The following is a 26,007-nucleotide window of genomic DNA, read 5'->3' as shown; positions in this document are numbered from 1 at the left end:
CCCTATTGAAGTTATTATCATTTATTTTTTCCAAAGTAATTCTAGTTCTTCAAGTGTTTTACCTTTAGTTTCTGGAACAAATTTCCATACAAATAATGCTGCTAATATACTCATTACGCCATATACCCAATATGCAAAACCATGATTAAAATGCTCAAGTAAATAAGAACTTTTATCCATCATTGGGAATGTCCAAGAAACAAGATAATTAGCAATCCATTGTGCAGCAACAGCTATCGCAAGAGCTTGGCTACGAATAGCATTTGGGAAAATTTCAGATAACAATACCCAACATACCGGCCCCCAAGAAATAGCAAATGCTGCGATATAAAATAACATTCCTGCTAATGCAACAATACCAGAAAGACGAGCATAGAATGCAGTTCCAAGTACAAACATACCAATTGCCATACCTAAAGCACCTAAAATTTGTAGTGGCTTACGTCCATATTTATCCACAGTAAAAATAGCAATTGTTGTGAAAGAAAGATTGATTGTTCCCATAATAATGGTCTGTAACAATGCTGTTTCCGTGCTTGAACCCAATGATTTGAAAACTTCTGGAGCATAATAAAGAGCAACATTAATCCCTACAAATTGCTGAAAAATAGACAACATAATGCCAATTACGATAACACCTAGCCCAAACGCTAATAAAGGTGCTTTCACTTCGCTTTTTTGAGTTAAAGAAGATTGGATATTGTATAATTCTAGCTGTCCTGCATCTCTCCCCAATAAACGTTTTAATACTACTTCGGCTTGTTGTAATTTGTTTTTTAGTACTAACCAACGCGGGCTTTCTGGTACAAAGAATAGCAATACCAAGAACAATGCAGCAGGCGCTACTTCGGATAAGAACATATAACGCCAACCTACTGTATTTAACCAAGTATAATCGCCACTTAATGCAATAAAGTAATTTACAAAATAAACCAATAATTGACCTGCAATAATAGCAAATTGATTAAAGGAAACCATCTTCCCACGTACATCTGCTGGTGCAATTTCTGCGATATACATAGGCGAAACCATTGATGCGATACCGACCCCAATACCACCAATAATTCGATAAATCACAAATTCAGGTAGGAAATTATTCAGATAATAAGGAATGCTATTAGAATCTTCAATTTCTGCAAAGCCTAATTCAGGGTAAGCCGATCCAATCGCAGAAACAAGAAATAGAATGGCTGCAATAATTAAGGCATTTTTTCGCCCATAACGACTACTTAAAAAACCACCACAAAACCCACCAATAATACAACCGATTAACGCACTCGCTACAGTAAAGCCTAGAAGAGAATTAGCTGAGATTTCAGGTAATCCTTTTGGTTGAATAAAAACGGTATCTAAAGAAGCAACCGTACCAGAAATAACAGCTGTGTCATATCCAAATAGCAAGCCACCCAATGTTGCTACTAAAGTTACACTAATAACATATAAATTCATTTTCTGAGACATCTTGTTTTCCTTCCTTTAAATAGAGTACTCAAGTGGGATACTTAACATTCTTCATAAAATAATCTCACTATTCAATTGTCAGATTTATTAACGCTATTATGTTTTTTTACTTTTTTGATATACCTCACAAGAAAAAAAGCATCTTTATAAAAAAGATGCTTTATCAGAAATAATTAAATTCAAGCGGTCAAAAAAGTATGATTTTTTGCAAATTTTTCTATAAATCCGATCGCTTGTATCAAGATTTTACTTAGGCTTTTTTCTTGCTTATTGTATCTACCCAAACAGCAAGCAGTAAAATTGCACCTTTTACGATGTACTGCCAAAAGGTTGGTACATCAAGCATACTCATTCCGTTATCCAGTAAGGCGATGATAAATGCTCCGATAACAACACCGTAAATTGTGCCGATACCACCAGCCAAACTTGCTCCGCCAATCACACAGGCAGCGATAGCATCAAGCTCGGCATTTTGCCCTGCTGACGGGGCACCAGCTCCTAAGCGAGAGCTTAAAATCAAACCTGCAATGGCGACTAATAATCCGTTTAATGCGAAGATGGAAAGTTTGATTTTTTCAACTGCAATACCGGAGAGACGTGCAGCATCAATGTTTCCACCAATCGCATAAACGTGGCGACCAAAGGCAGTTTTGCGAGCTAGGAATGTGCCAGCAATTGCTAATACTACTAATACCAATACCGGGAATGGTACGCCTCGATAATCATTGAGCAGATAAATTGCCCCTAACACAATGATTGCGACAATACCGTATTTGAAGGTTTCTTTTGGGAAGGTCGGCACAGTTAAATTCAGTTTTTGTCTTGCTTTGCGTTGGTAGCTACCCCACATCATAAAGCAGATAATGCCGATTGTGCCTAAAATCATTCCCACCATATCGGGCAAGTAGCCTTGACCGATAGCGGTCATCTCTTCGCTAATAGGTGAAACCGTTGTACCGTTAGTGATACCGACTAAGATACCACGAAATGCCAACATACCGGCAAGCGTTACAATAAAGGACGGTACTTTTTGGTAAGCCACCCACCAGCCGTTCCACGCTCCGATCATCAAGCCTAAAACAAGAGTAACCGCAATGGTTAGCGGCAAAGGCCAGCCCCACCAAACGTTACTGATTGCGGCAAAACCGCCAAGCAAGCCCATTAGTGAGCCGACTGATAGGTCAATTTCAGCAGAAATAATCACAAATACCATACCAATGGCAAGAATGCCTGTAATGGAGGTTTGACGTAGCAAGTTAGAGATATTTCTTGCACTTAAATAAGCTCCGTCTGTTGCCACCGAGAAAAAACTCATAATGACAACAATCGCAATCAGCATGATATAGACTTGTAAATTAATGGATTTTAACTTGTTCATAGGTTACTCCTTCAATGCCGCTTCCATTACTTTTTCTTGGGTTAAATTTTGGTTGATGAGGTTGGCTTTGATTTTGCCCTCGTGCATCACCAGCACTCGGTCGCTAATCCCTAAGACTTCAGGTAATTCGGAAGAGATCACAATAATCGCCATTCCTTCTTGGGCTAATTGATTGATGAGTTTATAAATTTCATATTTTGCCCCCACATCAATGCCTCGTGTCGGCTCGTCTAAAATTAAGATTTTCGGGTTAAGCAGTAAGCATTTCGCTAAAATCGCTTTTTGTTGATTACCGCCACTTAACCGTCCAATCGCTAATTCAGGCGAAGAGGTTTTTACTTTCAGCTTGGCTATGGATTGGTTGATAATGGTCTCTTCAAGCGGTTCATTTATGATTTTTTTTGCAAAACAGAACTGCGGTAGCGAAGAGAGCGTAATATTTTTGCCTACGCCCATAATCGGTACAATGCCGTGTTTTTTGCGATCTTCCGGTACCATTACAATGTGATTTTCAATGGCTTGGGCACATTTTTTGATGTTGATTTTTTGATTGTTAAGATAAATATCAGCCTGATATTTGCCTTGATAAGAGCCGAAAATACATTGTGCCATTTCGGTTCGTCCTGACCCCACTAAACCTGCCACGCCTAAAATTTCGCCTTTGTGTAGCACAAAATTAGCATTATCGACCCGCTTGATATGTGTGTTAGTTGGGTGCCACGCCGTAATATTTTCAACACGCAGAATTTCTTCCCCAATTTCGTGCGGTTCGTGTGGATAAAGCGAGGTAATCTCACGCCCCACCATCATCGTAATAATGTCATCTTCACTCATACCCACTGCTGAACGTGTGCCGATATGCTCACCATCACGGATCACGCAAATTTTGTCGGAAATAGCTTTGACTTCATTCAATTTGTGGGAAATATAAACGCACGCAATGTTGTGAGCCTGTAGGTCTTTAATTAAATTGAGCAGAATGTCGGTTTCTTTTTCAGTTAGTGAGGCGGTGGGTTCGTCTAAAATCAATAAACGCACCTGTTTGTTCAAGGCTTTGGCAATTTCGACTAATTGTTGTTGCCCTAAGCCTAATTCGCCCACTTTAGTATTCGGATCAACATCGAGCTGAACTTGTTCAAGCAAGGTTTTGCAACGCAGGTACATTTCGTTGTCATTGGTAATTCCTGCATTGGTAATTTCGTTGCCTAAAAACATATTCTCCAAAATCGACATATTTTTCACTAACGTCAATTCTTGGTGAATAATGGAAATGCCTTTTTCTTCGGTATCTTTAATATTTTTGGCAATCAGTTTTTCACCGGAAAAATAGATTTCCCCCTCATACTCACCGGCAGGATAAATTCCACACAATACTTTCATTAAGGTTGATTTGCCTGAGCCGTTTTCGCCACACAAAGAAAGTATTTCACCGGTTTCAAGGGAAATTGAAATATTATTTAATGCCACAACCTCACCAAATTTTTTGGTGATGTTCTTCATTTCTAATAATTTCGCCATACTTAGCCCCTATTTTCAAAAATGGCGAGGAAACTCGCCATCTCGATAAATGAAAGTGATTTATTTATATACTGCTTCTTTAGTGTGGAAACCGTCTTTAATTACGGTACTATCGATATTGTCTTTGGTCACCACCACAGGCTCTAATAAATAAGCTTCGACCTCTTTACTACCATTGTTTAATTTCGCATTCGTTTCCACTTTTTCTTCTTTACCAAGAGCAACAGCTATTTCAGCGGCTTTATCAGCTAAGTTAGTAATCGGTTTATACACCGTCATAGTTTGTGTGCCAGCAACAATACGTTTGATTGCTGCTAAATCTGCATCTTGACCGGAAATTGCAACTTTGCCCGATAAGCCTTGAGCACTTAATGCTTGAATTGCACCGCCTGCAGTGGCATCGTTTGAAGCGACTACTGCATCAATATTATTTTTATTCGCTGTTAAAGCGTTTTCCATAATTTGTAATGCTTTCTCAGCTAACCAAGAATCTACCCATTGGTCGCCCACCACTTTGATTTTGCCGCTATCAATATGCGGTTGTAAGACTTTCATTTGACCTTTACGGAATAACTTCGCATTGTTATCCACCGGTGAGCCGCCCATTAGGAAATAATTCCCCTCCGGTTTTTGTTCGATAATACTTTGAGCTTGTAGCTCACCCACTTTTTCATTATCGAATGACACATAGAAATCAATGTCGGCATTGTTAATTAAGCGGTCATAGGCAAGCACTTTCACGCCCTCTTTTTTCGCTTCGGCAATTACGTTGGACAACACTTCGCCGTTAAAAGGAATAATCACCAATACATCAATACCCTTATTCAACATATTCTCAATTTGAGAAATTTGAGCGGTCGCATCGCCATTTGCGGATTGCACAAACACTTTTGCACCTAAGGCTTCTGCTTTATTCACAAAAATATCTCTATCTTTTTGCCAACGCTCTAAACGTAAATCATCGATAGACATACCGATTTTTAGATCTTTAGCAATCGCTGAGTGGCTAAATACCATTAAAGTGGCGGCAGCAACTGCTAATAATTTGGACTTAAGTTTCATAGTTCACCTCATTGGTTGTAAAAATAATGTTCGAGCCTATTCTTGCTCGTTCAAAGTCTGTTCTGATTTCAAATGAAGTTCAATTATCATATTTCTCAACACTATTACGATTTTTCACTTTTGTGATCTACGCCACATTAACCAATAATCGAAATTAAAAAACGAAATATCGTAATTGAATGGTTTTGATAATTCTCCGATGATGTCGCCGAAACATCATTTTTCCAATACATAGGAGCATTGTTATGTCTAACTATTTCGACAAAATCTTAAAAGTACAATACGAAGGGGCAAACTCAACCAATCCGTTTGCATTCAAGCACTACAATCCAAATGAAGTGATTTTAGGAAAAACAATGGCAGAACACCTGCGTTTAGCGGTTTGCTATTGGCACACTTTCTGCTGGACAGGCAACGATATGTTCGGGGTTGGTTCATTAGATCGCAGCTGGCAAAAAACCGGTGATTTACTGCAAGGTGCAAAGCAAAAAGCGGAAATTGCTTTTGAGTTTTTCCAAAAATTAGGCGTGCCTTATTACTGTTTCCACGATGTGGATATCGCTCCTGAAGGCAATAATTTCAAAGAATATCTCCATAACTTCAACACCATTGTGGATATTTTAGAGCAAAAACAAGCAGAAACCGGCGTGAAATTATTGTGGGGAACCGCAAACTGCTTTACCAACCCTCGCTATATGTCAGGTGCTTCCACCAACCCAAATCCGGAAGTGTTTGCTTGGGCAGCCGCACAAGTCTTCACTGCAATGAACGCAACTCAACGCTTAGGTGGCGAAAACTATGTGTTATGGGGTGGACGTGAAGGTTATGAGACTTTACTCAATACTGATCTCAAACGTGAACGTGAACAAATCGGTCGCTTTATGCAGTTAGTGGTGGAACACAAATACAAAATCGGCTTTAAAGGCACATTACTCATCGAGCCCAAACCACAAGAGCCAACCAAACATCAATACGACTATGATGTAGCAACCGTTTACGGTTTCTTAAAACAGTTTGGTTTAGAAAATGAAATTAAAATGAACATTGAAGCCAACCACGCTACGCTTGCAGGGCATACATTCCAACACGAAATTGCAACCGCAACGGCATTAGGCATCTTCGGTTCTATCGATGCAAACCGTGGCGACCCACAATTAGGCTGGGATACAGACCAATTCCCAAATAGTGTTGAAGAAAATACCCTTGTAATGTACGAAATCTTAAAAGCAGGCGGTTTCACCACCGGCGGCTTCAACTTCGATGCTAAAATTCGCCGTCAAAGTACCGACCCTTATGATTTATTCCACGCCCACATCGGAGCAATGGACGTGTTAGCCCTCTCCCTTAAACGTGCAGCGAAAATGATTGAAGACCAAGCGTTACAAAAAGTGGTCGATAACCGCTACGCAGGCTGGAACCAAGATTTAGGGCAACAAATTCTAAGCGGCAAAGCAAGTTTAGAAGATTTAGCGAAAATCGTGGAAAACCAATGCTTAGATCCGAAACCAATTTCAGGTCAGCAAGAATATTTGGAAAACTTGGTAAATAGCTATATTTATCGTTAATCTACAAGCGGTTGTTTTTTGTAAAAAATTTGCAAAATTTAAGCTCGATCTGATCCCCTCTTTAGCAAAGAGGGGTGATGGATCTCTAAAACGTTAAATTGCAAATTTCCCGAATAAAATGACCGCTTGTATTCAATGACAAAGGAATATTTATGTATATTGGAATCGATCTCGGCACATCAGGTGTGAAAGTCGTGTTACTCGATGAAAACCAACACATTATTGCCATTACCCAAAAATCACTTCCTATTTCCCGCCCACAGCCATTGTGGTCTGAACAAAACCCACAAGATTGGTGGAATGCCACCAACGAAGCAATGCTTGAGCTAGCCTCTCAACAGGATTTAAGCGGTGTAAAAGCCATCGGTTTAACCGGGCAGATGCACGGAGCAACTTTGCTAGACAGTGCAGACAACGTACTTTCCCCTGCAATTTTATGGAATGACGGACGCAGTTTTGCTGAATGTGAAGAATTAGAACAACTTGTGCCAAACAGCCGTGTAATTACAGGCAACTTGATGATGCCGGGCTTTACCGCCCCCAAATTACGTTGGGTCGATAAACACCAGCCAGACATTGCCGAAAAAGTCAGCAAAGTATTGCTCCCTAAAGATTATCTCCGCTTAGTAATGAGTGGCGAATACGCTTCTGATATGTCCGATGCATCAGGCACAATGTGGCTTGATGTAGGGAAACGAGATTGGAACAAATCGCTCCTAAACGCTTGCGGATTAGACATTGAAAATATGCCAAAACTGTTTGAAGGCAACCAAATCACAGGTTATTTACGCCCAACGCTTGCCGAACAGTGGAAAATGAAATCCGTACCGATTGTAGCAGGTGGTGGTGATAATGCCGCAGGGGCGATCGGTATTGGCTTATATCAAACAGGGCAAGCAATGCTTTCTCTCGGCACATCAGGCGTTTATTTTGTAGTGAGCGATAAATTCCACGCTAATCCGCAAAAAGCGGTTCACAGCTTCTGCCACGCCTTACCGGATCGCTGGCATTTGATGTCGGTGATTTTAAGTGCGGCATCTTCGGTCGATTGGGCGGCAAAATCGCTTGGCGTTAAAGATGTGCCAACCTTATTCCAACAAGTTGAAGCAAACCAAACTGCCTCCGATGCGGTGTTCTTACCTTATTTATCCGGTGAACGCACACCGCATAACGATCCTTACGCTAAAGGCGTATTCTGGGGTTTAAATCATAACGACAACCAAATCACGATGGCAAAATCGGTGATTGAAGGGGTGAGTTTTGCCTTAGCTCAAGGAATTGATGTTCTGCACGAAACAGGGGTAAATGCAGAGAATATCGCCTTAATTGGTGGCGGAGCGAAAAGTGCCTACTGGCGACAACTGCTTGCCGATATTAGCGGTAAAATCTTTGAATACCGCACAGGTGGCGATGTTGGCCCGGCTTTAGGGGCTGCAAAACTGGCTCAAATTGCATTAAATCCAAACCAGGATATTGCCGAGTTCTGCCAGCCGTTACCGTTAGAACAGGTTTATCAGCCAAACCCGGCTCGTTATGCGGAATATCAAGAAAAACGCCAAAAATTTGCGGAGATTTATCAACGGTTGAAAGGTTTATAAAGACTAACAAGCAGTCATTTTCTCGCAAAATTTTGCAGAAAAATGACCGCTTGTAATCACACCTTCGAAAATAAATTAATCACCAATACACCAGCTAAAATCAACGCAATACCAACCAAGCCTGCCAAGTCTATTTTCTGCCCGAATGCGAAATACGCAACAATGGCAGTAAGCACAATTCCTACACCAGACCAAACTGCATAGACAATGCCCACCGGTAAGGTGCGGAAAATAATTGAGAGAAAGTAAAACGATAAGCCATAAAGTGCCAGCGAGCTAATGGTTGGTACGACTTTGGTAAAACCGTTGCTTAATTTTAATAAGTTAGTGGCGGCAATTTCCAAACAAATTGAAATCGCTAATAAAATCCAAACGTTCATTGAGTTCCTTATAAGTAGTATATGTGGCTATTTTAGCATTTTTTGCTACAATCTTTTTAGTCAAATTAGGAGGTGTGTAATGGCACAGGTTTATATCGTACACGGCTATACTGCAAATGCAGATAAACATTGGTTTCCTTGGTTGGAACAGGAGCTTGAAAAATGTGGCATAAGTTGCGAGCGGCTCAATATGCCCAATTCGGAAAATCCGTCATTAGATGGTTGGTTAAATCATCTTGCACAAAATGTGGAGCTTAACGATCAAACTATTTTTGTCGGGCATAGTTTAGGTTGTATCGCCATTTTGAATTTTCTAGCGAAAAATTACGCCAAAATTAAAGGGGCGGTGTTTGTGTCAGGGTTCTATCAACCCGTAGAAAATTTACCCGAACTGTCTGCCTTTACCAATTATTATGCAATTTTACCGAGTGTATCGCATTTTCCAAGCTATGTGGTGAGTGCGTTAGACGATACTATCGTGAATCATAAATATAGCGATGCCCTCGCTCAACATTTGCAAGCGGACTATATTCGCCTAAATCAGGGTGGACATTTTTTGGATAGAGAGGGTGTAACCGAATTGCCTGTGGTGTTGGAGTTGGTGAAGAAGTTAATTTAATGAAAAAATGGGAGGGCTTAACCCTCCCGACAATAATTACAGCTTGATAAATCCATCATAAATATGTGTTGCATCGCCTGTCATATAAAGAGGATGCCCTACTCCTCGCCATTCAATAATGAGTGAACCACCCGGCAAATCCACCTGTACTTTATTATCCAACAAGCCTTGCATAATACCGACCGCTACCGTGCCGCACGCCCCGCTGCCACAAGCTTGGGTTTCGCCTGCACCTCGCTCATACACCCGTAATTTGACGTGATTGCGATTCACCACTTGCATAAAGCTGATATTCGCTCGTTCAGGGAAGCGTTCGTGGCTTTCGAGCAAAGGTCCGAGTTCATTCACTGGTGCAGTTTTTACATCATCTACTTGTAGCACACAATGTGGATTACCCATCGACACCACCCCACATAGAACGGTTTGCAAATCAGTGCGTAAAATATAGTTTTTCTCAAATTTATTCGCCGTAAATGGGATTTGTGCAGGTTCCCAAATCGGCTCGCCCATATTCACTCGCACTTTGTCGTCATCTTGTAGACTTAACACCATTTTTCCTTTAACTGTGCTAACGTAAATATCTCTTTTATTAGTAAGCCCTTTAAGCGTTACAAAACGAGCAAAACATCTCGCCCCATTTCCACATTGTGAAACTTCACTGCCATCTGCGTTAAAAATACGGTAATGGAAATCTAATTCAGGATCGTAAGGCGGCTCAACCAATAAAAGTTGATCAAAACCAACACCACGATAACGGTCAGAAAGTGTTCGAATCATCTCCTCCGTTAAATAAACATTTTGAGTTACACCGTCCACTACCATAAAATCGTTGCCCAATCCGTGCATTTTTGAAAATTGCATATTTTTTCCTAATTATCGAACTATTTATTGATTTAGATTATAGAGATTACAGATCGTTATTGATATAGTAAACCCGAATGAATTTGAGGAAAATATCAATTTCTTCAAAAAGCAGTTTTTTACATTCTTTTTAGGAGCAAATTATGTCTGCTATGTTTTTTATTCAGTTCGCCATAGTACTACTATGTATTTTGGTCGGTGCTCGTGTTGGTGGTATCGGTTTAGGGGTTTTTGGTGGTTTAGGTTTAGCCATTTTATCATTCGGCTTCGGGTTAAAACCTGCTGGTTTGCCAATTGATGTTATGTTTATGATTATGGCAGTAGTTGCAGCCGCAGCTGCAATGCAAGCCGCCGGTGGTTTAGATTATATGATCAAAATCGCCACTCGTATTTTGCGTAAAAATCCAAAACACATTACCTTTATCGCACCACTTGTAACTTGGACATTTACTGTGCTTGCAGGTACAGGACACGTTGCTTATTCTGTATTACCTGTAATCGCTGAGGTAAGCCGCCATAACGGTATTCGCCCTGAGCGTCCTCTCTCAATGGCGGTAATTGCCTCACAATTTGCGATTGTAGCAAGCCCGATTGCAGCGGCAGTCGTCGCAGTGGTAGCATTCCTTGAACCACAAGGCATTACCTTAGGCGATGTGCTGATGGTTACCATTCCTTCAACATTATTAGGTTTAGGTTTAGCTTGCGTATTTGTGAATAAAATGGGTAAAGAGTTAAAAGATGACCCACACTATCAAAAATTATTGCAAGATCCTGAGTATGTGAAGGCAAACCACATCACTGCAAACCCAACCGAATTACCGTTAAAACCAACAGCAAAACTCTCTGTTGGTTTATTCCTATTCGGTGCTTTATTAGTCGTATTAATGGGTGCAATGCCAGCACTTCGCCCTGTGTTTGATGGCAAACCAATGGGTATGGCTCACACTATCGAAATCGTGATGTTAACCATTGGTGCATTGATTATTTTCACCTGCAAACCGGACGGTAATGAAATTACGAAAGGCTCCGTATTCCACGCCGGTATGCGTGCAGTTATTGCGATTTTCGGTATTGCGTGGTTAGGTGATACCTTAATGCAAGGCCATATGGATGAAGTAAAATCTATGGTGTCAGGCTTAGTTGAAACTGCACCTTGGGCATTTGCATTCGCGCTATTCGTACTTTCTGTATTAGTAAATAGCCAAGGTGCAACTGTTGCCACCTTATTCCCATTAGCGGTTGCAATCGGCATTCCGGCACCTGTATTAATTGGGGTGTTTGTTGCCGTAAATGGTTACTTCTTCATTCCGAACTATGGTCCGATTATTGCTTCAATCGACTTTGATACAACGGGTACAACCCGCATTGGTAAGTTTATTTTCAACCATAGCTTTATGTTGCCGGGCTTACTCAGTATGATTTTCAGTATCGGCTTCGGTTTATTACTATCGAATATGTTACTGTAAAAGTTCCACGAAAAACCTCCCGATTGGGAGGTTTTTTATTTGCAAATTTTTCAGCAAATTTAACCGCTTGTAAGACAACGAGTGAGCAAAATTCCACAAATTGTGAGTACAATACCGCCTACTAAATGCAGGCTTAATACAGTGATAAATTCTCCCCATTTTTCCGCTAATAATTTCTCGCTTAACTCTGCGGAAAAACTTGAAAAGGTAGTGAAACTGCCGAGAAAGCCTGTAATAAATAATAATCTTTGGCTATCGCCTAGATTACAACCCATCGCAATACCAATCAAAAAGCAACCAGCCCAATTTGCTAACAATGTGCCTAATGCAAACTGATTAAGCAATGGATTAAGCCACATCCCTAATTGCCAACGACACAATGCTCCAAACACTGCACCGGTTGAAAGTATAAAAACTGAGTACATATTTTGCCCTAAAAAATGGTTTGTCAAATTATACCTAGAAATGGTTGATTTAAAAAAATAATGTGATGGATTTCACAAATTTAAAATTTCCTATTTGCTTAAAAAATGGCGTTTTGGCAATATCAGCTCGAAAATATTTTCATTTTCAAACATTTTTTCATTGATTTTCAATCATTTCTTCTTAAGGGGAACGTTATGGACAGAACCTTACGCAATGCTTGTATCGGCGAATTTATCGGTACAGCTTTCATTATCTTCTTTGGTGCCGGATGTGTCGCAGCAGCTCAAGTTGCTGGTGCAAGTTTCGGTTTATGGGAAATTGCGATTGTTTGGGGTATTGGGGTCTCAATGGCAATTTATATTTCTGCTGGTATTTCTGGTGCTCACCTTAACCCTGCCGTAACCATTGCACTCGCAGCATTTTACGGTTTTGAAAAACACAAAATCATTCCATATATTATCGCCCAAGTAGCAGGGGCATTTTGCTCTGCTGCACTTATCTATTTTATGTATAGCGATCTCTTTGCAGCAACTGAAGCAGCTCAAGGTCTTGTTCGAGGAGAAACAGTTGGTCTTGCAGGCGTATTTTCAACTTATCCAAACCCAAATATTACATTATTAACGGCATTTATTGTGGAATTTGTGATTACTGCCGTGTTGATGTCTACCATTTTAGCGATTGGTGATGATAAAAATGGCTTACCAAATAAAGCTCTAGCGGCATTGCTTATCGGTTTATTAATTGCTGTGATTGGTGGTGCAACCGGTCCATTAACAGGCTTTGCGATGAATCCAGCTCGTGATTTTGGCCCTAAACTCTTTGCTTTCCTTGCCGGTTGGGGTGAAATTGCACTCACCGGTGGTAAAGAAATCCCTTATTTCATTATTCCAATTGTTGCTCCAATCTGCGGTGCGTTATTCGGTGCTTGGGGCTATAAAAATCTTATTCACAAAAACCTTCCGACAAATATTCAGGAGTAATCTATGGACAAACAATATATCATCGCCCTTGATCAAGGCACAACAAGCTCCCGTGCGGTATTACTAGATAAAAATGCCAATGTTGTTGAAGTGGCACAACGTGAATTTACCCAAATTTACCCACAAGCTGGTTGGGTAGAACATAACCCGATGGAAATTTGGGCAACCCAGAGTTCGACCTTAAATGAAGTGGTGGCAAAGGCGGGTATTAGTCCTGATAGTATTGCTGCAATTGGTATTACCAACCAGCGTGAAACCACCATTGTGTGGGAAAAAGAGAGCGGTAAACCAGTTTATAATGCGATCGTATGGCAATGCCGCCGTACCTCCGATATTACCGATAAATTAAAAGCAGACGGACACGAAGAGTATATCCGTAAAACCACAGGCTTAGTTGTCGATCCATACTTCTCCGGCACAAAAGTAAAATGGATTTTAGATAACGTAGAAGGAGCAAGAGAAAAAGCAGAACGAGGTGAGTTATTATTTGGTACGGTCGATACTTGGCTGGTATGGAAATTAACTCAAGGGCGTGTTCATATTACCGATTACACCAATGCTTCTCGTACGATGTTATTTAACATTCACACCAAGCAGTGGGACGATAAGATGCTGGAATTACTGAATATTCCACGCTCAATGTTACCGGAAGTGAAAAATTCCTCTGAAATTTACGGCAAAACCAATATCGGCGGACAAGGTGGTGTACGTATTCCAATTGCAGGTATCGCAGGCGACCAACAAGCAGCTCTTTACGGTCATTTATGCGTGAAAGAAGGGCAAGCGAAAAATACCTACGGTACAGGTTGCTTTATGTTGATGCACACAGGTAATACCGCTATTCAATCCGAAAACGGCTTATTAACCACTATTGCTTGTAATGCAAAAGGCGAGCCTGAATATGCATTAGAAGGCTCGGTGTTTATTGCAGGTGCATCTATTCAATGGTTACGTGATGAGTTGAAAATTGTTCACGACAGTTTCGATAGCGAATATTTTGCGACGAAAGAAGATAGCTCAAACGGCGTTTACGTTGTACCTGCCTTTACCGGTTTAGGTGCACCGTATTGGGATCCGTATGCACGAGGCTCAATTTTCGGCTTAACACGTGGTTCAAACCGTAACCATATTGTGCGAGCAACATTGGAATCTATCGCTTACCAAACTCGTGATGTGTTAGAAGCAATGCAATCTGATTCAAAAGCGAAACTTCAAGCACTGCGTGTTGATGGCGGAGCAACAGCAAATAACTTCTTAATGCAATTCCAAGCAGATATCTTAGACACCAAAGTTGAGCGTCCGAAAGTGAAAGAAGTAACGGCTTTAGGTGCAGCTTATCTTGCTGGTATTGCAGTTGGTTTCTGGAAAGATTTAGAAGAGCTAAAAGATAAAGCAGAAATTGAGCGTACTTTCACTCCAGATGGCGATCAAGAAAAACGTGCCAGACGTTATAAAGGCTGGAAAAAAGCCGTTCGTCGTTCATTAGAATGGGCAAAAGAAGACGCTGAAGAGTAATTTTCAATTTAAACAAAAGGGAGTATAGACAACTATTCTCCCTTTTAAGATCTCTTTTAGTTATATCACATAGTCATTTTGATTTGTTGTAGAAGTATGTTTTATTTATGGTTAGCATGCTCCCTATAAATTGATAAAGAAAACTTATGCACCATGTAACAATGCCGCAGAAATACCAATTACCCCGGAGTTATAGCATTTCGCATAATAAAAAAATGATAAAATAAGGACGTTTAGCAACGTCCTTTTTGTTAGAGCATGATCTGTCCACAAAACCTGTGCCTAATTTGAGATGCAAATTATGTCCTAATCTTATCAATTTCGCCTCGAAATTATGAAGATCGTTACCGAACAGAATTTTGGTATCTATGAAGTAGCTAAATCTTATTCACTTGTTATTCATTGACTAAAAGCTTTCGTGAAAAGAACTTCAAAACGATGCTGAAATTGATTCGTTTAATTTTACACAAAAAAAACTATTTTAAGAGCTTAACTAACTCAAACCGATAGAATGCCAAATTATTCACAGCAACCAAGGTTTGTTATATAGCACAGACGGATGGGTGAAAATGTTGAAGAGTAAAGCAATACCGCCGAGGAAACTGCTACGACAATGCGGTGACAGAGAGTTTCTTTACGATATTGAAGTATAAGCACCTTTATTCGTGCACTTATAATACTTCAATCGCTGAATTACAGTCGAAAATTAAAGAATATGTAATGTATTATCACCCAAAACGCATTAAACTTTATTTAAAAGTATTGAGCCCAGTACAACAATACCGAGCTCAATACTTAAGTTAATAAACTGCCTAACTTTTGCGGACAGATCATTTTTAGCTTAACAAGCGGTCCAATTTTATGTTTTTTTTACCAAACCGAAGTATTCAGTTTTACCTAAAACGAAATACCAAGATTAAGCATAAAGTTACGGCCCATTTGTGGTACATACGGTAAATAAGAGTTATGAATATACACTTTCTGATTCAACAAATTGTTAATATTCAATGTTGCACTATATTCAATATCACTGATTTTACGTTGATAATTCACCGCCACATTCACTAAGTGGTAGCCTTTGGTCACATCCTCCGGCACTTTTTCCACATAGTAACCGTCATAACCAAGCCCACCCGATGCTTCACGCCTTTTTTCTGCTTCCTCTTGGGTAATCGGTTTAATTACACTATTAATTGAAACACGTTTTTGTGCAAACATTCGAGTGTATTCCAATGATCCTGACCAGTTTTGATTAAATTGACTTTTAAGTCGGAAACCTAACCGTAGCGGTGGTACTCGGGCAGCATTACGATTAGGTCGTTCGATCTTTTCTACGCCAACTTGAGTATAATCGCATTCCTCTTCATCCCATTCGTTGATGAAGCATTTTTCCGCGTATTTCTTATTACCATAGAAGGTTTTAAAACCGAACAATCTCCCATTCACATAGTCACCAAATAGGGAAATTTTGTGTTTTTCTGTCATCTGATAACCAATTTCACCTTCAAAGCCATGGAATTTAGCTTGGGATTGATTGTAGCGACGCATAAACAAATTACCTTCTCGGTGTAGATTTTCGTTGTGGATATAATTTTTAAAGCGTTGATAATACGCACTCACTTTAAAATCCCATTTGTCCGAGAAGTGCATTAATCCCACTTCTGCATTATTAGAACGTTCTTTCTTCAGATCTCGATTACCGTATTCAAAAGAGTTAGTAGCAAGGTGTTTACCATGATAATAGAGCTCCATCGGTGCTGGCATTCTTTCATTGTGAGAACCTGTGACAGATAAACGGTAATCAGGATGGAAATCCCACATAATCGTACCTGAATAAGAGAGTGCATTTTCATTATAAATAGATAAATCTGGCTGGCGAGCCCTATGATTCAAACGTAACTTTTCTTTATTGTAGCTAATTGGGATAGATTGTTTTTCCCAGCGCGCTCCTAGCTCAAAGATGAAATTTTTCCAAATAATTTGCTCTAGGGCAAAAAGACTAAGTTGCTTATTGGTATTTTCTACTAATGGATTACGCTCTGATTCCTTACGCTCACCGCTTAAATTATTTTGATCATTATTCAGATTTGCTGCCAAACGACGGGCACTGCTTTTTTGCGTTTGATACTGTAGCCCAATCAAACCATTAAAATGTTCGGTTGGCTTATGATAGATTTCCAAACGACTGTTAAATCCACGGTTGGAATAAAAAGCCTCGGGCTTACCTGCCATCAGTGCTGCGGTATGAAGTTTCGCCTTCTTGATACTTTCCACCTCATAGCCTTTGATATGAGCTTTGCCGTCGTGTTTCTCATCGTGGTAGTAGTCTGCATAAGTGAGAGACAATTTCACCTTACCGACGCCGGGAAGTGGCTCTTTCATTTCACCACGAAGATCGTAACGCTTAGAACGCATATCAATAACTGGACCGGCGGAACTGATGTCGTACTGGTGTCCATAAACATTGCTGTGGCTATGAGCCCCAGTGTTGAGGTCTGTGCCACAGTGGAAATGGAGGGCCTCATTCACATCTTTGTCCGTCATTAAATGTGGATAAGCATCTAAATAAGGTGCATCACCACCTGAAACAACGGCATTTAGATTGGAGGTATCAAACAAGTGTCCGGAACAGTAATCAAAGGCATGGTTATGCCCTGGGATACCATAGTGATCTTGACGATAGCTAAAGGAAGCCCCCAAATAGCCTCGGCTGCCAATCCAGCTTGCACCGAACGTTCCTACATTCGATTTATTGTGGCTATCCGGCAAATAGTTTAGTTTTCTACCAATATAGACTTCTGGCACGCGGTAGTTATCTGACTTGCGTGTCAAACCCTCTGCCCGAATTAAAAAATTCTCCCCTGCAGATAATGTCACACCCGCATTTAGCACACGCTCTTTACTTGCCGTATCAAAACGGGAGAGTACTTCTCCCTCATAGCCTTTTTCAGGACGATAGGTGGGAATTCGTTTATCAATAATATTCACTACACCTGCAGGAGAAGCCATTCCATATATCAGAGTTGAAGTGCCTCGAACTAAATCTACCTGCTGCGCCAAGAGAGTATCTGCCGCCACAGTATGATCTGGCGAAATATTCGACATATCAACAATATCCGATCCGTTTTGTAACAATTTTATTCTTACGCCATCTTGACCACGAATGACAGGAGCACTTGCCCCGCCACCAAATGGATTAGAGTGAACACCTAGCTCTCCAGCTAAAGCATTACCTAATGTAGCAGAACGAGATTTAAATACTTTCCCTTCAATTGTCACGTCACTGGCTTTACGACCTTGCGTAAAAGCAAGGGATTGGAAATCAGGTGTAACACTGGAAGACACTACAACCTCATCAAGCAAGGCCTCTTTTTCCGCATATGCAAACTGACAAAAACTTGATACAGCAACCGCAAATAAACTATTTTTAAAATGAAACTTCTGCATTCTATTTCCATAAAAAAATTAAGGTTAATACTGGTATTCTGTATAATTACACCAATATTGTCAATAACCATTATTTTTATATGGCAATAAAACTCAACAAACAGTTATATTTCAACATTTTCACTAGATCCTCCATATAGGAGTCGAACAGATAAGATTGGAAACCAATACACTCTTGATGCCACTGCAGATTAACAATCTGCCCCGTTAATAAGGCTCATAAATCCTCTTCTTAATTGTTTATTTTGGACGCAGAAAAAATAGAGGACATTATTTACAAAGGTGTAAAAAAATTTACTTTTTTAACCGCTTATGATGTTAAAAACCTGTCTCTTTATGCAAAAAAAAGCCATAACAGCTGCGGAAATAGCTATTATGGCTTTGTTTAGGTTCGATTTAGCGTTCCCTTAAACTTTCTGTAACAGATTCTTCCAATGGGCTGAGCAAATAGCTCATTACACTTCGCTCACCTGTTTTGATTTCAGCGGTAATCGTCATACCTGAGCCTAGCTCTATTTTATGACCGTCCGGAGATGAGAGTGCTTGTTTGTCTATACTAACAGTTGCATTAAACACTAGTCCTAAATTAGGTTGTTCTATAGCGTCTGGGCTGATATGTTTAATCCGTCCGGTAATATAGCCGTATCGGGTATAAGGGAAAGTTTCTACTTTAATAATCACCTCTTGCCCTGCAGCAACAAAGCCGATGTCTTTGTTTTGAATCAGAGCGGTAGCTTCTAATACATCATCTTCCGGCACAATAATCATCAAGGTTTCAGCTGTGGTAACAACACCACCTATAGTATGAATTTTCAGCTGTTGCACCGTACCGGAAACCGGAGCTCTGATCATAGAAGCTTGTCTACGTTGGTCATTTTTTTCCAACTCAAGCCGGAGCTGACGCTCATTTTCAATATGCTGTTTTAATTTTTCCAATACATCGCTTTTAAAGAATTGTGTGATCAATTCAAGTTCTTCTTTCACATTGAGAAGATCACTTTCTAATTCATTTAATTTTGAACGATAAACCGCCAACTCATTTTGTGCTTCAATGGCTTTATTTTCTTGCGAGAGAAGTTCGTGTTTAGATAAAGACTTTTGTTGATAAAGTTTTCTAAAGTCCTTTAACTTTTCTTGCTCTATACGAGTTGCACCTTCATATTTACGAACGTAAGCAGATATGGTCTGTTTTTCTGCATCTTTACGTTTATAAGCTAAGGTTTTCTGCGTTTTTTGTTTTTGCCAAGTCGTGTATTGTTCTTCGATTAAATGCTTAATACGCAACCTGTCTTCCTCCGATGAATCTTTAAATTCGGTGTTGGATAAATCGATAACCGGTAATGACTCTTTTTCAATGGCAGTAAGTAGGGTTTGGTAGCGATAGTTCTCTAGTTTTGCCAAAGAGAGTGAAGTAATAGTCTTTTTGATATCTGCATCAGAGCCTAAAGCAGTTAAACTGACTAATAATTGACCTTTTTCTACAAATTGCCCGTCCTTAACAAAAATTTCTTGTACGATCGTATTTTCAATCGGTTTAATTTCTTTACTTCTACCACTAAAGGTTAATTTACCGGGTGCAGTCGCCACAATTTCCACTTTACTGACACTTGCAAGCACAATTGCCACCGCTAAAAACAGCATAATTAAATAGGCAATTAGGCGTGGCTTTTTAGAAACCGGGGTTTCAATCAGCTCTAAATGTGCCGGTAAAAACTCACTTTCATCTTTTTTTCTGTTTGGGTGGTCTAATTCTTTACGAATTTTCCATACTTCTACCCAAATATTTTTATAGCGTAGGAAAAATTCATAAATACCACTAAGCCATATTTTCATTGTTTTCCTTCTTAATTCAGTTGTAATTGATGTAAGTAGGAGTAAAGCCCGTTATTGTTTTGCAGCAATTCGTGATGCTTACCTTGTTCTACAATTTCCCCTTTTTCCATCACAATAATTCGGTCGGCATTTTTGACTGTTGATAACCGATGTGCAATCAAAATCACGGTTCTTCCTTGGCATATTTTTTGCATATTTTTCATAATAATATGTTCAGATTCGTAATCGAGAGCACTAGTCGCTTCATCAAAAATCAGGATTTTAGGGTTGTTCACTAAAGCTCGTGCAATCGCAATCCGTTGCCGCTGTCCGCCGGAAAGCCCTGTGCCTTGTTCACCAACAATAGTGTTATAACCTTCACGTAGCTCTGAAATGAAATCATGAGCACCAGCTAATTTTGCTGCATAAATCACACGTTCCATTGACATTCCCGGTTCGGATAGGGCTATATTTTCTCGGATACTACGGTTTAACAGGACGTTATCTTGCAAGACTACCCCGATTTGACGGCGTAGCCAGTTTGGGTCAGCTAATGCAAGATCGTGCCCGTCAATAAGCACCTGACCGTTTTCAGGAATATAAAAACGTTGCAGTAATTTTGTTAATGTACTTTTGCCTGAGCCTGAACGCCCAACAATCCCGATTACTTCCCCTTTTTTAATCTCTAAATTCACATTATTTAAAATCGTAGGAGCATCCGGTTTATATCTAAAACGAATATTTTTAAACGCGATGTCGCCTTGTATTTCAGGTAGTGATAATTTTCCTTGATATTGTTCGGTCGGGGAATTTAAAACATCACCTAAACGTGTAACAGAAATACCAACTTGTTGGAAATCTTGCCAGAGTTGTGCCAAGCGGATTACCGGTGCAATCACTTGCCCGGAAAGCATATTAAAGGCAATTAATTGTCCTATGCTAAGATCACCTGAGATCACTAAGTGTGCTCCCAACCAAAGGTTGATTACCATTACAGTTTTCTGGATAAGTTGCACTCCCTGTTGCCCAATGGTTGCCAATACGGTTACACGGAAACTTGATGAAACATAGCTTGCCAATTGTTTATCCCACGTATCGGTCATTTGTGGAGTAACCGCCATAGCTTTAATCATATTGATAGCAGTTACTGATTCAACCAAGAATGATTGGTTATCAGCACTTCGAGCAAATTTATCGTCTAAACGTCGTCTTAAAATCGGACTAATAAAAATCGACCATAAAATATAGCAGGGTAATGAGCCGAGAACTACTAGAGTTAATTTCGGGCTGTAATACCACATCACCGCAAAAAAGACAAAAGAGAACAGTAAATCCAAGACCGAAGTTAATGCTTGTCCGGTAAGAAAATTCCGAATTTGATCTAATTCTCTAACTCGTGCAACCGTATCGCCAACCCGTCTGTTCTCAAAATAAGAAATAGGTAGCGATAACAAATGCCGAAATAATTTAGCCCCTAATTCCACATCAATCCGGCTGGTACTGTGGGCAAAAATATAGGTCCGTAAACCGCTTAACACAATTTCAAATATGATCACAATAGCTAAGGCAACAGTAATGATATTCAAGGTTGAAAAACCTCGATGTACCAATACTTTATCCATTACCACTTGGAAGAATAGCGGTGTAATTAGGGCAAAAATTTGCAAAAAGATTGAAACAATTAAGGTTTCTAGAAAGATTTTTCGGTATTTAATCACCGCAGGAATAAACCAAGTGAAATCAAATTTTGCTAACTGCCCCACGACAGAGGCTCTGGAAGTAACCAAAATTAACTGCCCTTGATAGCAAGCTTCAAACTCGTCTCGTGATAAAATTTGCGGTGTATCTTTTTCCAAATCGTAAGTTAAATAGCGGTTATTATCGGTATCCACTTTTACCAATAAAAAATGTTTACCGTTATCTTGCCAAACTAAGGCAGGTAAATTAACCAAATGTAAGCGGGAAATCTCTTTTTTAATGTGTTTTGCTTTCAACGCTAACGATTTTGCGGCTAAAAGCCAAGAGGTTAAAGAAAGCCCTTTTCCATCAATATCAAATTTATGTTTTATTTCTTCCGGATTAAGCGAAATATTATGATATTGTGCTAACATCGTAAGAGCGACTAAACCAAGATCATTCCTTTGATGATTTGCTTCCATATTGTCTCCTTTTATAAAATAAAAGGGCAACTCCATAATGTGCAAAACAATATAGAGTTGCCAATCATTAAAAATTAAGCTGCTCTAGCAAATTGAAGAGAAGATAAATTTTGATCTGACATTGAAGTCGGATTCACTAGTACATTTCTCGAATCATTAGACGAAGTAAACGAGCTCACAGATGAAATCAATTTATCTAAGCTGTTTGTTACATTTCGACTACGCTTGAGCAATTCATAGTTATCAACTACTTTTGTCAGTTCATTCTGATCGATTTTACCGTTACCTTTTGCGATAAGATCATCGACTTGACTTGAGGTAATCCGCTCACCATTTCGCCCGATGATTTCTTCAATTTTCTCATCTTTAGTTGCTTGATAATTATGCACTTCTTTGGCAAGATCTGCTTCACGGAACCAGTTTTGAATAGTAACTGTCTCTTTCTTGGTATTCGTAATGACAAGATTATATTTAACTTTTTCGAACGTTAAATCTTTTAAGTTTGAATCAGAGAACGATAATTTATCATTACCGCCAGAATCACCAATAACGTCATTACCATCTCCCTGACGGTGAACGAAAATATCATCGCCTTTATCGCCATATAAGAGGTCGTTACCTTTACCCCCATCGATAAAGTCATTGCCATCACCACCATCAATGACATCGTCTCCTTTGCCTCCGAGTAAGATATCATTACCTCCGTTACCGTTAATAGTATCTACACCATCACCACCGTGGAAAATGTCATTAAATTTACTCCCTTTAAAAATATCGTTATGCGATGTGCCGATAATTTCTTCAACGGATTTTAAAGTATCTTGAGTGTAATAACCGGCGTGTTGTGTATTATCACTATGACGATACTCTATTTTCTCTTCACGACTACCTACTAACGCCGTATGTGTTGAAGTAACTTCATGTAATGCTTTTCCTGTTTCAACAAAACGTTTTACTGTATAGCTACCTTTTTGCGTTTCTTGGGTTGCATCAATAGTAAGTGCACCATAATTACCTCTACTATAGTGAACGCGATCGTGCCCTTCCCCACCATCAATTTCTGTTGTACCGGAACCAACAAAGACATTATCATCGCCTGCTCCAAGTTGAGCGACAATTTTTGTTTCTTTGGTTTTAGTTACATTACCTGCTTGATCTAGCTCAATACCGATACGTTGCACCACATTTGTGAGATCTAAAGTAGAACTTGCTGCCCCATCTTTAATTTGCCAGCTATCTACACGATTAATATTGAGCTTAGTAATGTATTCATACTTACCGGTTTGTACTCGCTCACGATGCTCAGTACCTGGTGTTAATAATGGCGTTCTGAATAAAATATGTTGTGTTTTTGCTCCTCCAGTATTACTTACATCAATAATACCTTTTGCCGAGTCTAGTTGTACCAGCTTGTCGGCTTTAAGGTGTTTACCCTCTTCAAAAGCATCAACATAGGCTTTACCACTGATAACTTTGTCCCCTAATCGGCTAATACCGGCTAAATCACCAATATTTTTGTCCCATTGTTGCTGAGTAATAGCAATGACACGTTCAGCTTGTAATTCTTGATTTAAGCTGAGTAAGAATTTCATATTATCTTGTAATCCGGCTAGGTAACGTGCATCGTAGCCATTTTCAAAGTAATTCTTACCTGGATTATTTTTTTCCCATTCCACAATTTTATTGTGAATTTTGTTTGCAACGTGTTCAAACATCGCTTGTTTAGAATACTGCAAAATGGTTGAAATAACACCGGTAATACCAGATACAAGTAAAGCAATAGGAGCACCAACTAAAGAACCTGCAGCAGCGGCAGAAACACCACCTGAAATTGCAGCCAATGCTGTATTGATTGCCGTTACAGACGCATCGATCGTACCTGTTCCTCTTTGATATTGAGCAAGTAAATCATCCCCATCGTAACCTAATTTTTTGAAACGCTCGGCATAACTTTCTAATGCTTTGGCGTGATTAAATTTATCAGCGATCCCTGCAAATGCTAGAGGGCTGATAGCAAGTGATACTGTAGAGGCGATCAATGCCGCAACAGGACCCGTAGAAGATAAACCTGCCGCAACACGTTGAGCTAAAATATAAGAAGAAACAGCTTTGGTGATGTTGCCAACAACTTGGTTTACAAGTTCAAAGCCAGCACCTACTTTCCTACCTGTAGAAGCATTTTTATCTGCAAGAACAAGAGCTGCTGTTGCACCGGAAAGCAAACCGGAAATCACTTCTAAACCAAGACCGGCTTTACTGAAGCCACTAAAGTTTTTAAGTTTATCTCCTAAAGCACCTAAACCTTTTACATTCTGCAATTTTGAACCAAATTGATTAATTTTATCTGCAAAGGCATCAAATGTTTGTAAAGAACTTGCAATATTTTCAATCAAGGAATTTGTCAAATCCAGACCGGCTTTAGCTAACTCAAGCTCGCTTCCTTTATTTTTCAAGATTTCATCTAAATCCATTCCAGCAAGAACTGAGCCAAGAATAGATTGAATACCTGATAATAAGGTTTGTGCATTACCCAAATTCTTAGCTACATTTTCTGATGAACCTGGTGCTTTACTGATTTTGTATTTTTGAAGCAGTTTATCAAGTTGAGGAGCAGACAATACAATTCCACGCTCACTAAATCCAAGAATATTTTGAATTGTACTTAAACTATTTTGAGCGGTAGCAATACCATTACGCTCTTCTCTTTGTACTTCAATACCTAACTCTTCTGCAGCTTTGACTAAATCCTGCAAACCGTTTCCTCTTCCTGAATCATATTCATAATCTTTTGGAATATAGAGAATGAGCTTTTTCGCTCCGGCTTTTAAAGATTGACCAGCTTGGTTTAAAGATTGCCCTGTTTTATGTAAACCGGATTTGGCAGTAAGCCACGAATTTTTTAAGTTTGTTGAAATATTGGTAAGTTTATTTCCCATAAGGGATGTCTCCTTTTATTTAGTAAAATTAAACTCATTTTTAAGAGCTGCCCCCAGCTCTTCTTGATATGTATCGAAACGTTTTTTTGCTGTTTTTTTATCTAAGTTACCCCCTTTAAAATAGGCAATTTTGCCCAGTTCTTTTTGTTTTGGATAAAAGCGTATAGATCTGACGAGAGTATCGGGGTATTTCTGACACATTTTTTTATAAAGTAGCTGGGAGTGCCCGAATGGTGCTACCCAATCAATAATCCAACGTCTATCACCAGACTGCCATTCTTCCGGTGTTAATGAACTAATATCCTTAATATATTTCACTTCAGCCTCAAGACTTAAATCTGCCCAACTACAATATGCAATTGGAACATCATTATCAATAAGTAGCATATATTGTTCATTTTCAATTGCTGGAATCACATTGCGTGCCAATAGCTCACAACTCCACTCTCTATGAAGAGGTGAGTTCATCCATAACCAAGTAATATTTCCCAATAGATTAAAGTAATGTTGATTCATAATTCACACTCGATAATGATTCTAGATTAGAATAAAAATTTTAGCATAATACATTAACCAACTGCTCTTACCACAGGATTTTTTATTGTTTTTATGGATTTAGTTGAATTTTTTATCTTTTATATAAAATAGTTGTAAAATTAAATGCTTTAAAGTTACACAAAATGTAGAGAAAATAAACGAAATAATTACATTGTAAAATTAATGTAATATTTACTTTTCATTTTATTTAAGAAAGTTTAAGAGATAGGTATCGTTTTGTAAGGATAAAATTTTACAATAAAGAAGTGAGTGCTAAATAAAATACA

19 protein-coding genes are annotated in these 26,007 nt (G+C 39.3%); 7 read left to right on the top strand and 12 right to left on the bottom strand.

Features of this window, described 5'->3' with window-relative positions; translation table 11 throughout:
- Positions 1 to 21: 21 nt before the first annotated feature.
- From xylE to xylF, 4 genes are all read right to left on the bottom strand, one after another.
- Positions 22 to 1,461, bottom strand: coding sequence for a D-xylose transporter XylE (gene xylE, locus A6B40_RS07245; protein ID WP_176671969.1), 1,440 nt, complete (start codon positions 1,459 to 1,461; stop codon positions 22 to 24).
- 250 nt (positions 1,462 to 1,711) lie between these two features.
- Positions 1,712 to 2,839 (bottom strand): sugar ABC transporter permease, encoded by a 1,128-nt coding sequence (locus A6B40_RS07240; RefSeq protein ID WP_176671968.1) that lies wholly within the window; start codon positions 2,837 to 2,839, stop codon positions 1,712 to 1,714.
- A gap of 3 nt (positions 2,840 to 2,842) precedes the next feature.
- A complete protein-coding gene (gene xylG, locus A6B40_RS07235) occupies positions 2,843 to 4,357 on the bottom strand; it encodes a D-xylose ABC transporter ATP-binding protein (RefSeq protein WP_176671966.1) in 1,515 nt (504 codons plus the stop codon).
- Positions 4,358 to 4,417: 60 nt separating this feature from the next.
- A complete protein-coding gene (xylF, locus tag A6B40_RS07230; protein WP_176671964.1) occupies positions 4,418 to 5,419 on the bottom strand; it encodes a D-xylose ABC transporter substrate-binding protein in 1,002 nt (333 codons plus the stop codon).
- Positions 5,420 to 5,664: 245 nt separating this feature from the next.
- Here xylF and xylA point away from each other — a divergent pair, with 245 nt between their 5' ends.
- Both xylA and xylB read left to right on the top strand, forming a co-directional pair.
- Positions 5,665 to 6,984, top strand: a complete 1,320-nt coding sequence (gene xylA / locus A6B40_RS07225; RefSeq protein WP_176671963.1) for a xylose isomerase — start codon at positions 5,665 to 5,667, stop codon at positions 6,982 to 6,984.
- A 152-nt stretch (positions 6,985 to 7,136) separates the two neighbouring features.
- Entirely contained in the window at positions 7,137 to 8,582 is a 1,446-nt protein-coding gene (gene xylB / locus A6B40_RS07220; protein WP_176671962.1) for a xylulokinase, read from the top strand.
- Positions 8,583 to 8,638: 56 nt separating this feature from the next.
- Here xylB and A6B40_RS07215 read toward each other — a convergent pair whose 3' ends face one another.
- Positions 8,639 to 8,962 (bottom strand): DMT family transporter, encoded by a 324-nt coding sequence (locus A6B40_RS07215; protein ID WP_176671961.1) that lies wholly within the window; start codon positions 8,960 to 8,962, stop codon positions 8,639 to 8,641.
- A 79-nt stretch (positions 8,963 to 9,041) separates the two neighbouring features.
- On the opposite strand from A6B40_RS07215, the gene A6B40_RS07210 reads away from it, so the two are divergent.
- Positions 9,042 to 9,581 (top strand): RBBP9/YdeN family alpha/beta hydrolase, encoded by a 540-nt coding sequence (locus tag A6B40_RS07210; protein ID WP_176671960.1) that lies wholly within the window; start codon positions 9,042 to 9,044, stop codon positions 9,579 to 9,581.
- A 36-nt stretch (positions 9,582 to 9,617) separates the two neighbouring features.
- Here the strand turns inward: A6B40_RS07210 and dapF are convergent, their stop codons facing one another.
- Positions 9,618 to 10,442, bottom strand: a complete 825-nt coding sequence (gene dapF, locus A6B40_RS07205; protein ID WP_176671959.1) for a diaminopimelate epimerase — start codon at positions 10,440 to 10,442, stop codon at positions 9,618 to 9,620.
- A gap of 143 nt (positions 10,443 to 10,585) precedes the next feature.
- On the opposite strand from dapF, the gene A6B40_RS07200 reads away from it, so the two are divergent.
- Positions 10,586 to 11,908 carry an anaerobic C4-dicarboxylate transporter gene (locus A6B40_RS07200; protein ID WP_112110377.1) on the top strand — a complete coding sequence of 441 codons (1,323 nt, stop codon included), beginning with the start codon at positions 10,586 to 10,588 and terminating at the stop codon, positions 11,906 to 11,908.
- A gap of 59 nt (positions 11,909 to 11,967) precedes the next feature.
- Here the strand turns inward: A6B40_RS07200 and A6B40_RS07195 are convergent, their stop codons facing one another.
- Positions 11,968 to 12,333, bottom strand: coding sequence for a fluoride efflux transporter FluC (locus tag A6B40_RS07195; RefSeq protein ID WP_176671958.1), 366 nt, complete (start codon positions 12,331 to 12,333; stop codon positions 11,968 to 11,970).
- Positions 12,334 to 12,528: 195 nt separating this feature from the next.
- Here A6B40_RS07195 and A6B40_RS07190 point away from each other — a divergent pair, with 195 nt between their 5' ends.
- The 3 genes from A6B40_RS07190 to A6B40_RS10195 all read left to right on the top strand — a co-directional run bounded on the left by A6B40_RS07190 (position 12,529) and on the right by A6B40_RS10195 (position 15,633).
- Entirely contained in the window at positions 12,529 to 13,314 is a 786-nt protein-coding gene (locus A6B40_RS07190) for an MIP/aquaporin family protein (protein ID WP_176671957.1), read from the top strand.
- 3 nt (positions 13,315 to 13,317) lie between these two features.
- Complete coding sequence (gene glpK, locus A6B40_RS07185; RefSeq protein WP_112110374.1) at positions 13,318 to 14,829, top strand: glycerol kinase GlpK; 1,512 nt, start codon at positions 13,318 to 13,320, stop codon at positions 14,827 to 14,829.
- A 618-nt stretch (positions 14,830 to 15,447) separates the two neighbouring features.
- Positions 15,448 to 15,633 carry an IS3 family transposase gene (locus A6B40_RS10195; protein ID WP_081732942.1) on the top strand — a complete coding sequence of 62 codons (186 nt, stop codon included), beginning with the start codon at positions 15,448 to 15,450 and terminating at the stop codon, positions 15,631 to 15,633.
- A 93-nt stretch (positions 15,634 to 15,726) separates the two neighbouring features.
- Here A6B40_RS10195 and A6B40_RS07175 read toward each other — a convergent pair whose 3' ends face one another.
- The 5 genes from A6B40_RS07175 to A6B40_RS07155 all read right to left on the bottom strand — a co-directional run bounded on the left by A6B40_RS07175 (position 15,727) and on the right by A6B40_RS07155 (position 25,699).
- The gene (locus A6B40_RS07175; RefSeq protein WP_176671956.1) at positions 15,727 to 18,276 is read right to left on the bottom strand and encodes a TonB-dependent receptor domain-containing protein; all 2,550 of its coding nucleotides are present in this window, start codon (positions 18,274 to 18,276) and stop codon (positions 15,727 to 15,729) included.
- 396 nt (positions 18,277 to 18,672) lie between these two features.
- Positions 18,673 to 20,109: an HlyD family type I secretion periplasmic adaptor subunit gene (locus A6B40_RS07170; protein ID WP_112110371.1), complete on the bottom strand. Its 1,437-nt coding sequence runs from the start codon at positions 20,107 to 20,109 to the stop codon at positions 18,673 to 18,675.
- 11 nt (positions 20,110 to 20,120) lie between these two features.
- On the bottom strand, positions 20,121 to 22,247 hold the full coding sequence (locus A6B40_RS07165; RefSeq protein ID WP_025235105.1) for a type I secretion system permease/ATPase: 2,127 nt from the start codon (positions 22,245 to 22,247) through the stop codon (positions 20,121 to 20,123).
- A gap of 74 nt (positions 22,248 to 22,321) precedes the next feature.
- Positions 22,322 to 25,183 (bottom strand): RTX family hemolysin, encoded by a 2,862-nt coding sequence (locus A6B40_RS07160; protein ID WP_176671955.1) that lies wholly within the window; start codon positions 25,181 to 25,183, stop codon positions 22,322 to 22,324.
- Positions 25,184 to 25,198: 15 nt separating this feature from the next.
- Positions 25,199 to 25,699, bottom strand: a complete 501-nt coding sequence (locus A6B40_RS07155; protein WP_025247068.1) for a toxin-activating lysine-acyltransferase — start codon at positions 25,697 to 25,699, stop codon at positions 25,199 to 25,201.
- Positions 25,700 to 26,007 lie beyond the last annotated feature (308 nt).

Origin of the sequence: Mannheimia varigena, assembly GCF_013377235.1 — a bacterium.
GTDB classification, from domain to species: Bacteria; Pseudomonadota; Gammaproteobacteria; order Enterobacterales; family Pasteurellaceae; genus Mannheimia; species Mannheimia varigena.
The sequence above is the reverse complement of the archived record's forward strand: the minus strand, read 5'-3'. Positions and strand labels throughout refer to the sequence as shown.

Bases quoted from the DNA above. Each gene is read 5' to 3' on its own strand.
- xylE (WP_176671969.1), bottom strand. From the start codon at position 1,461: ATGTCTCAGAAAATGAATTTATATGTTATTAGTGTAACTTTAGTAGCA.
- A6B40_RS07240 (WP_176671968.1), bottom strand. From the start codon at position 2,839: ATGAACAAGTTAAAATCCATTAATTTACAAGTCTATATCATGCTGATT.
- xylG (WP_176671966.1), bottom strand. From the start codon at position 4,357: ATGGCGAAATTATTAGAAATGAAGAACATCACCAAAAAATTTGGTGAG.
- xylF (WP_176671964.1), bottom strand. From the start codon at position 5,419: ATGAAACTTAAGTCCAAATTATTAGCAGTTGCTGCCGCCACTTTAATG.
- xylA (WP_176671963.1), top strand. From the start codon at position 5,665: ATGTCTAACTATTTCGACAAAATCTTAAAAGTACAATACGAAGGGGCA.
- xylB (WP_176671962.1), top strand. From the start codon at position 7,137: ATGTATATTGGAATCGATCTCGGCACATCAGGTGTGAAAGTCGTGTTA.
- A6B40_RS07215 (WP_176671961.1), bottom strand. From the start codon at position 8,962: ATGAACGTTTGGATTTTATTAGCGATTTCAATTTGTTTGGAAATTGCC.
- A6B40_RS07210 (WP_176671960.1), top strand. From the start codon at position 9,042: ATGGCACAGGTTTATATCGTACACGGCTATACTGCAAATGCAGATAAA.
- dapF (WP_176671959.1), bottom strand. From the start codon at position 10,442: ATGCAATTTTCAAAAATGCACGGATTGGGCAACGATTTTATGGTAGTG.
- A6B40_RS07200 (WP_112110377.1), top strand. From the start codon at position 10,586: ATGTCTGCTATGTTTTTTATTCAGTTCGCCATAGTACTACTATGTATT.
- A6B40_RS07195 (WP_176671958.1), bottom strand. From the start codon at position 12,333: ATGTACTCAGTTTTTATACTTTCAACCGGTGCAGTGTTTGGAGCATTG.
- A6B40_RS07190 (WP_176671957.1), top strand. From the start codon at position 12,529: ATGGACAGAACCTTACGCAATGCTTGTATCGGCGAATTTATCGGTACA.
- glpK (WP_112110374.1), top strand. From the start codon at position 13,318: ATGGACAAACAATATATCATCGCCCTTGATCAAGGCACAACAAGCTCC.
- A6B40_RS07175 (WP_176671956.1), bottom strand. From the start codon at position 18,276: ATGCAGAAGTTTCATTTTAAAAATAGTTTATTTGCGGTTGCTGTATCA.
- A6B40_RS07170 (WP_112110371.1), bottom strand. From the start codon at position 20,109: ATGAAAATATGGCTTAGTGGTATTTATGAATTTTTCCTACGCTATAAA.
- A6B40_RS07165 (WP_025235105.1), bottom strand. From the start codon at position 22,247: ATGGAAGCAAATCATCAAAGGAATGATCTTGGTTTAGTCGCTCTTACG.
- A6B40_RS07160 (WP_176671955.1), bottom strand. From the start codon at position 25,183: ATGGGAAATAAACTTACCAATATTTCAACAAACTTAAAAAATTCGTGG.
- A6B40_RS07155 (WP_025247068.1), bottom strand. From the start codon at position 25,699: ATGAATCAACATTACTTTAATCTATTGGGAAATATTACTTGGTTATGG.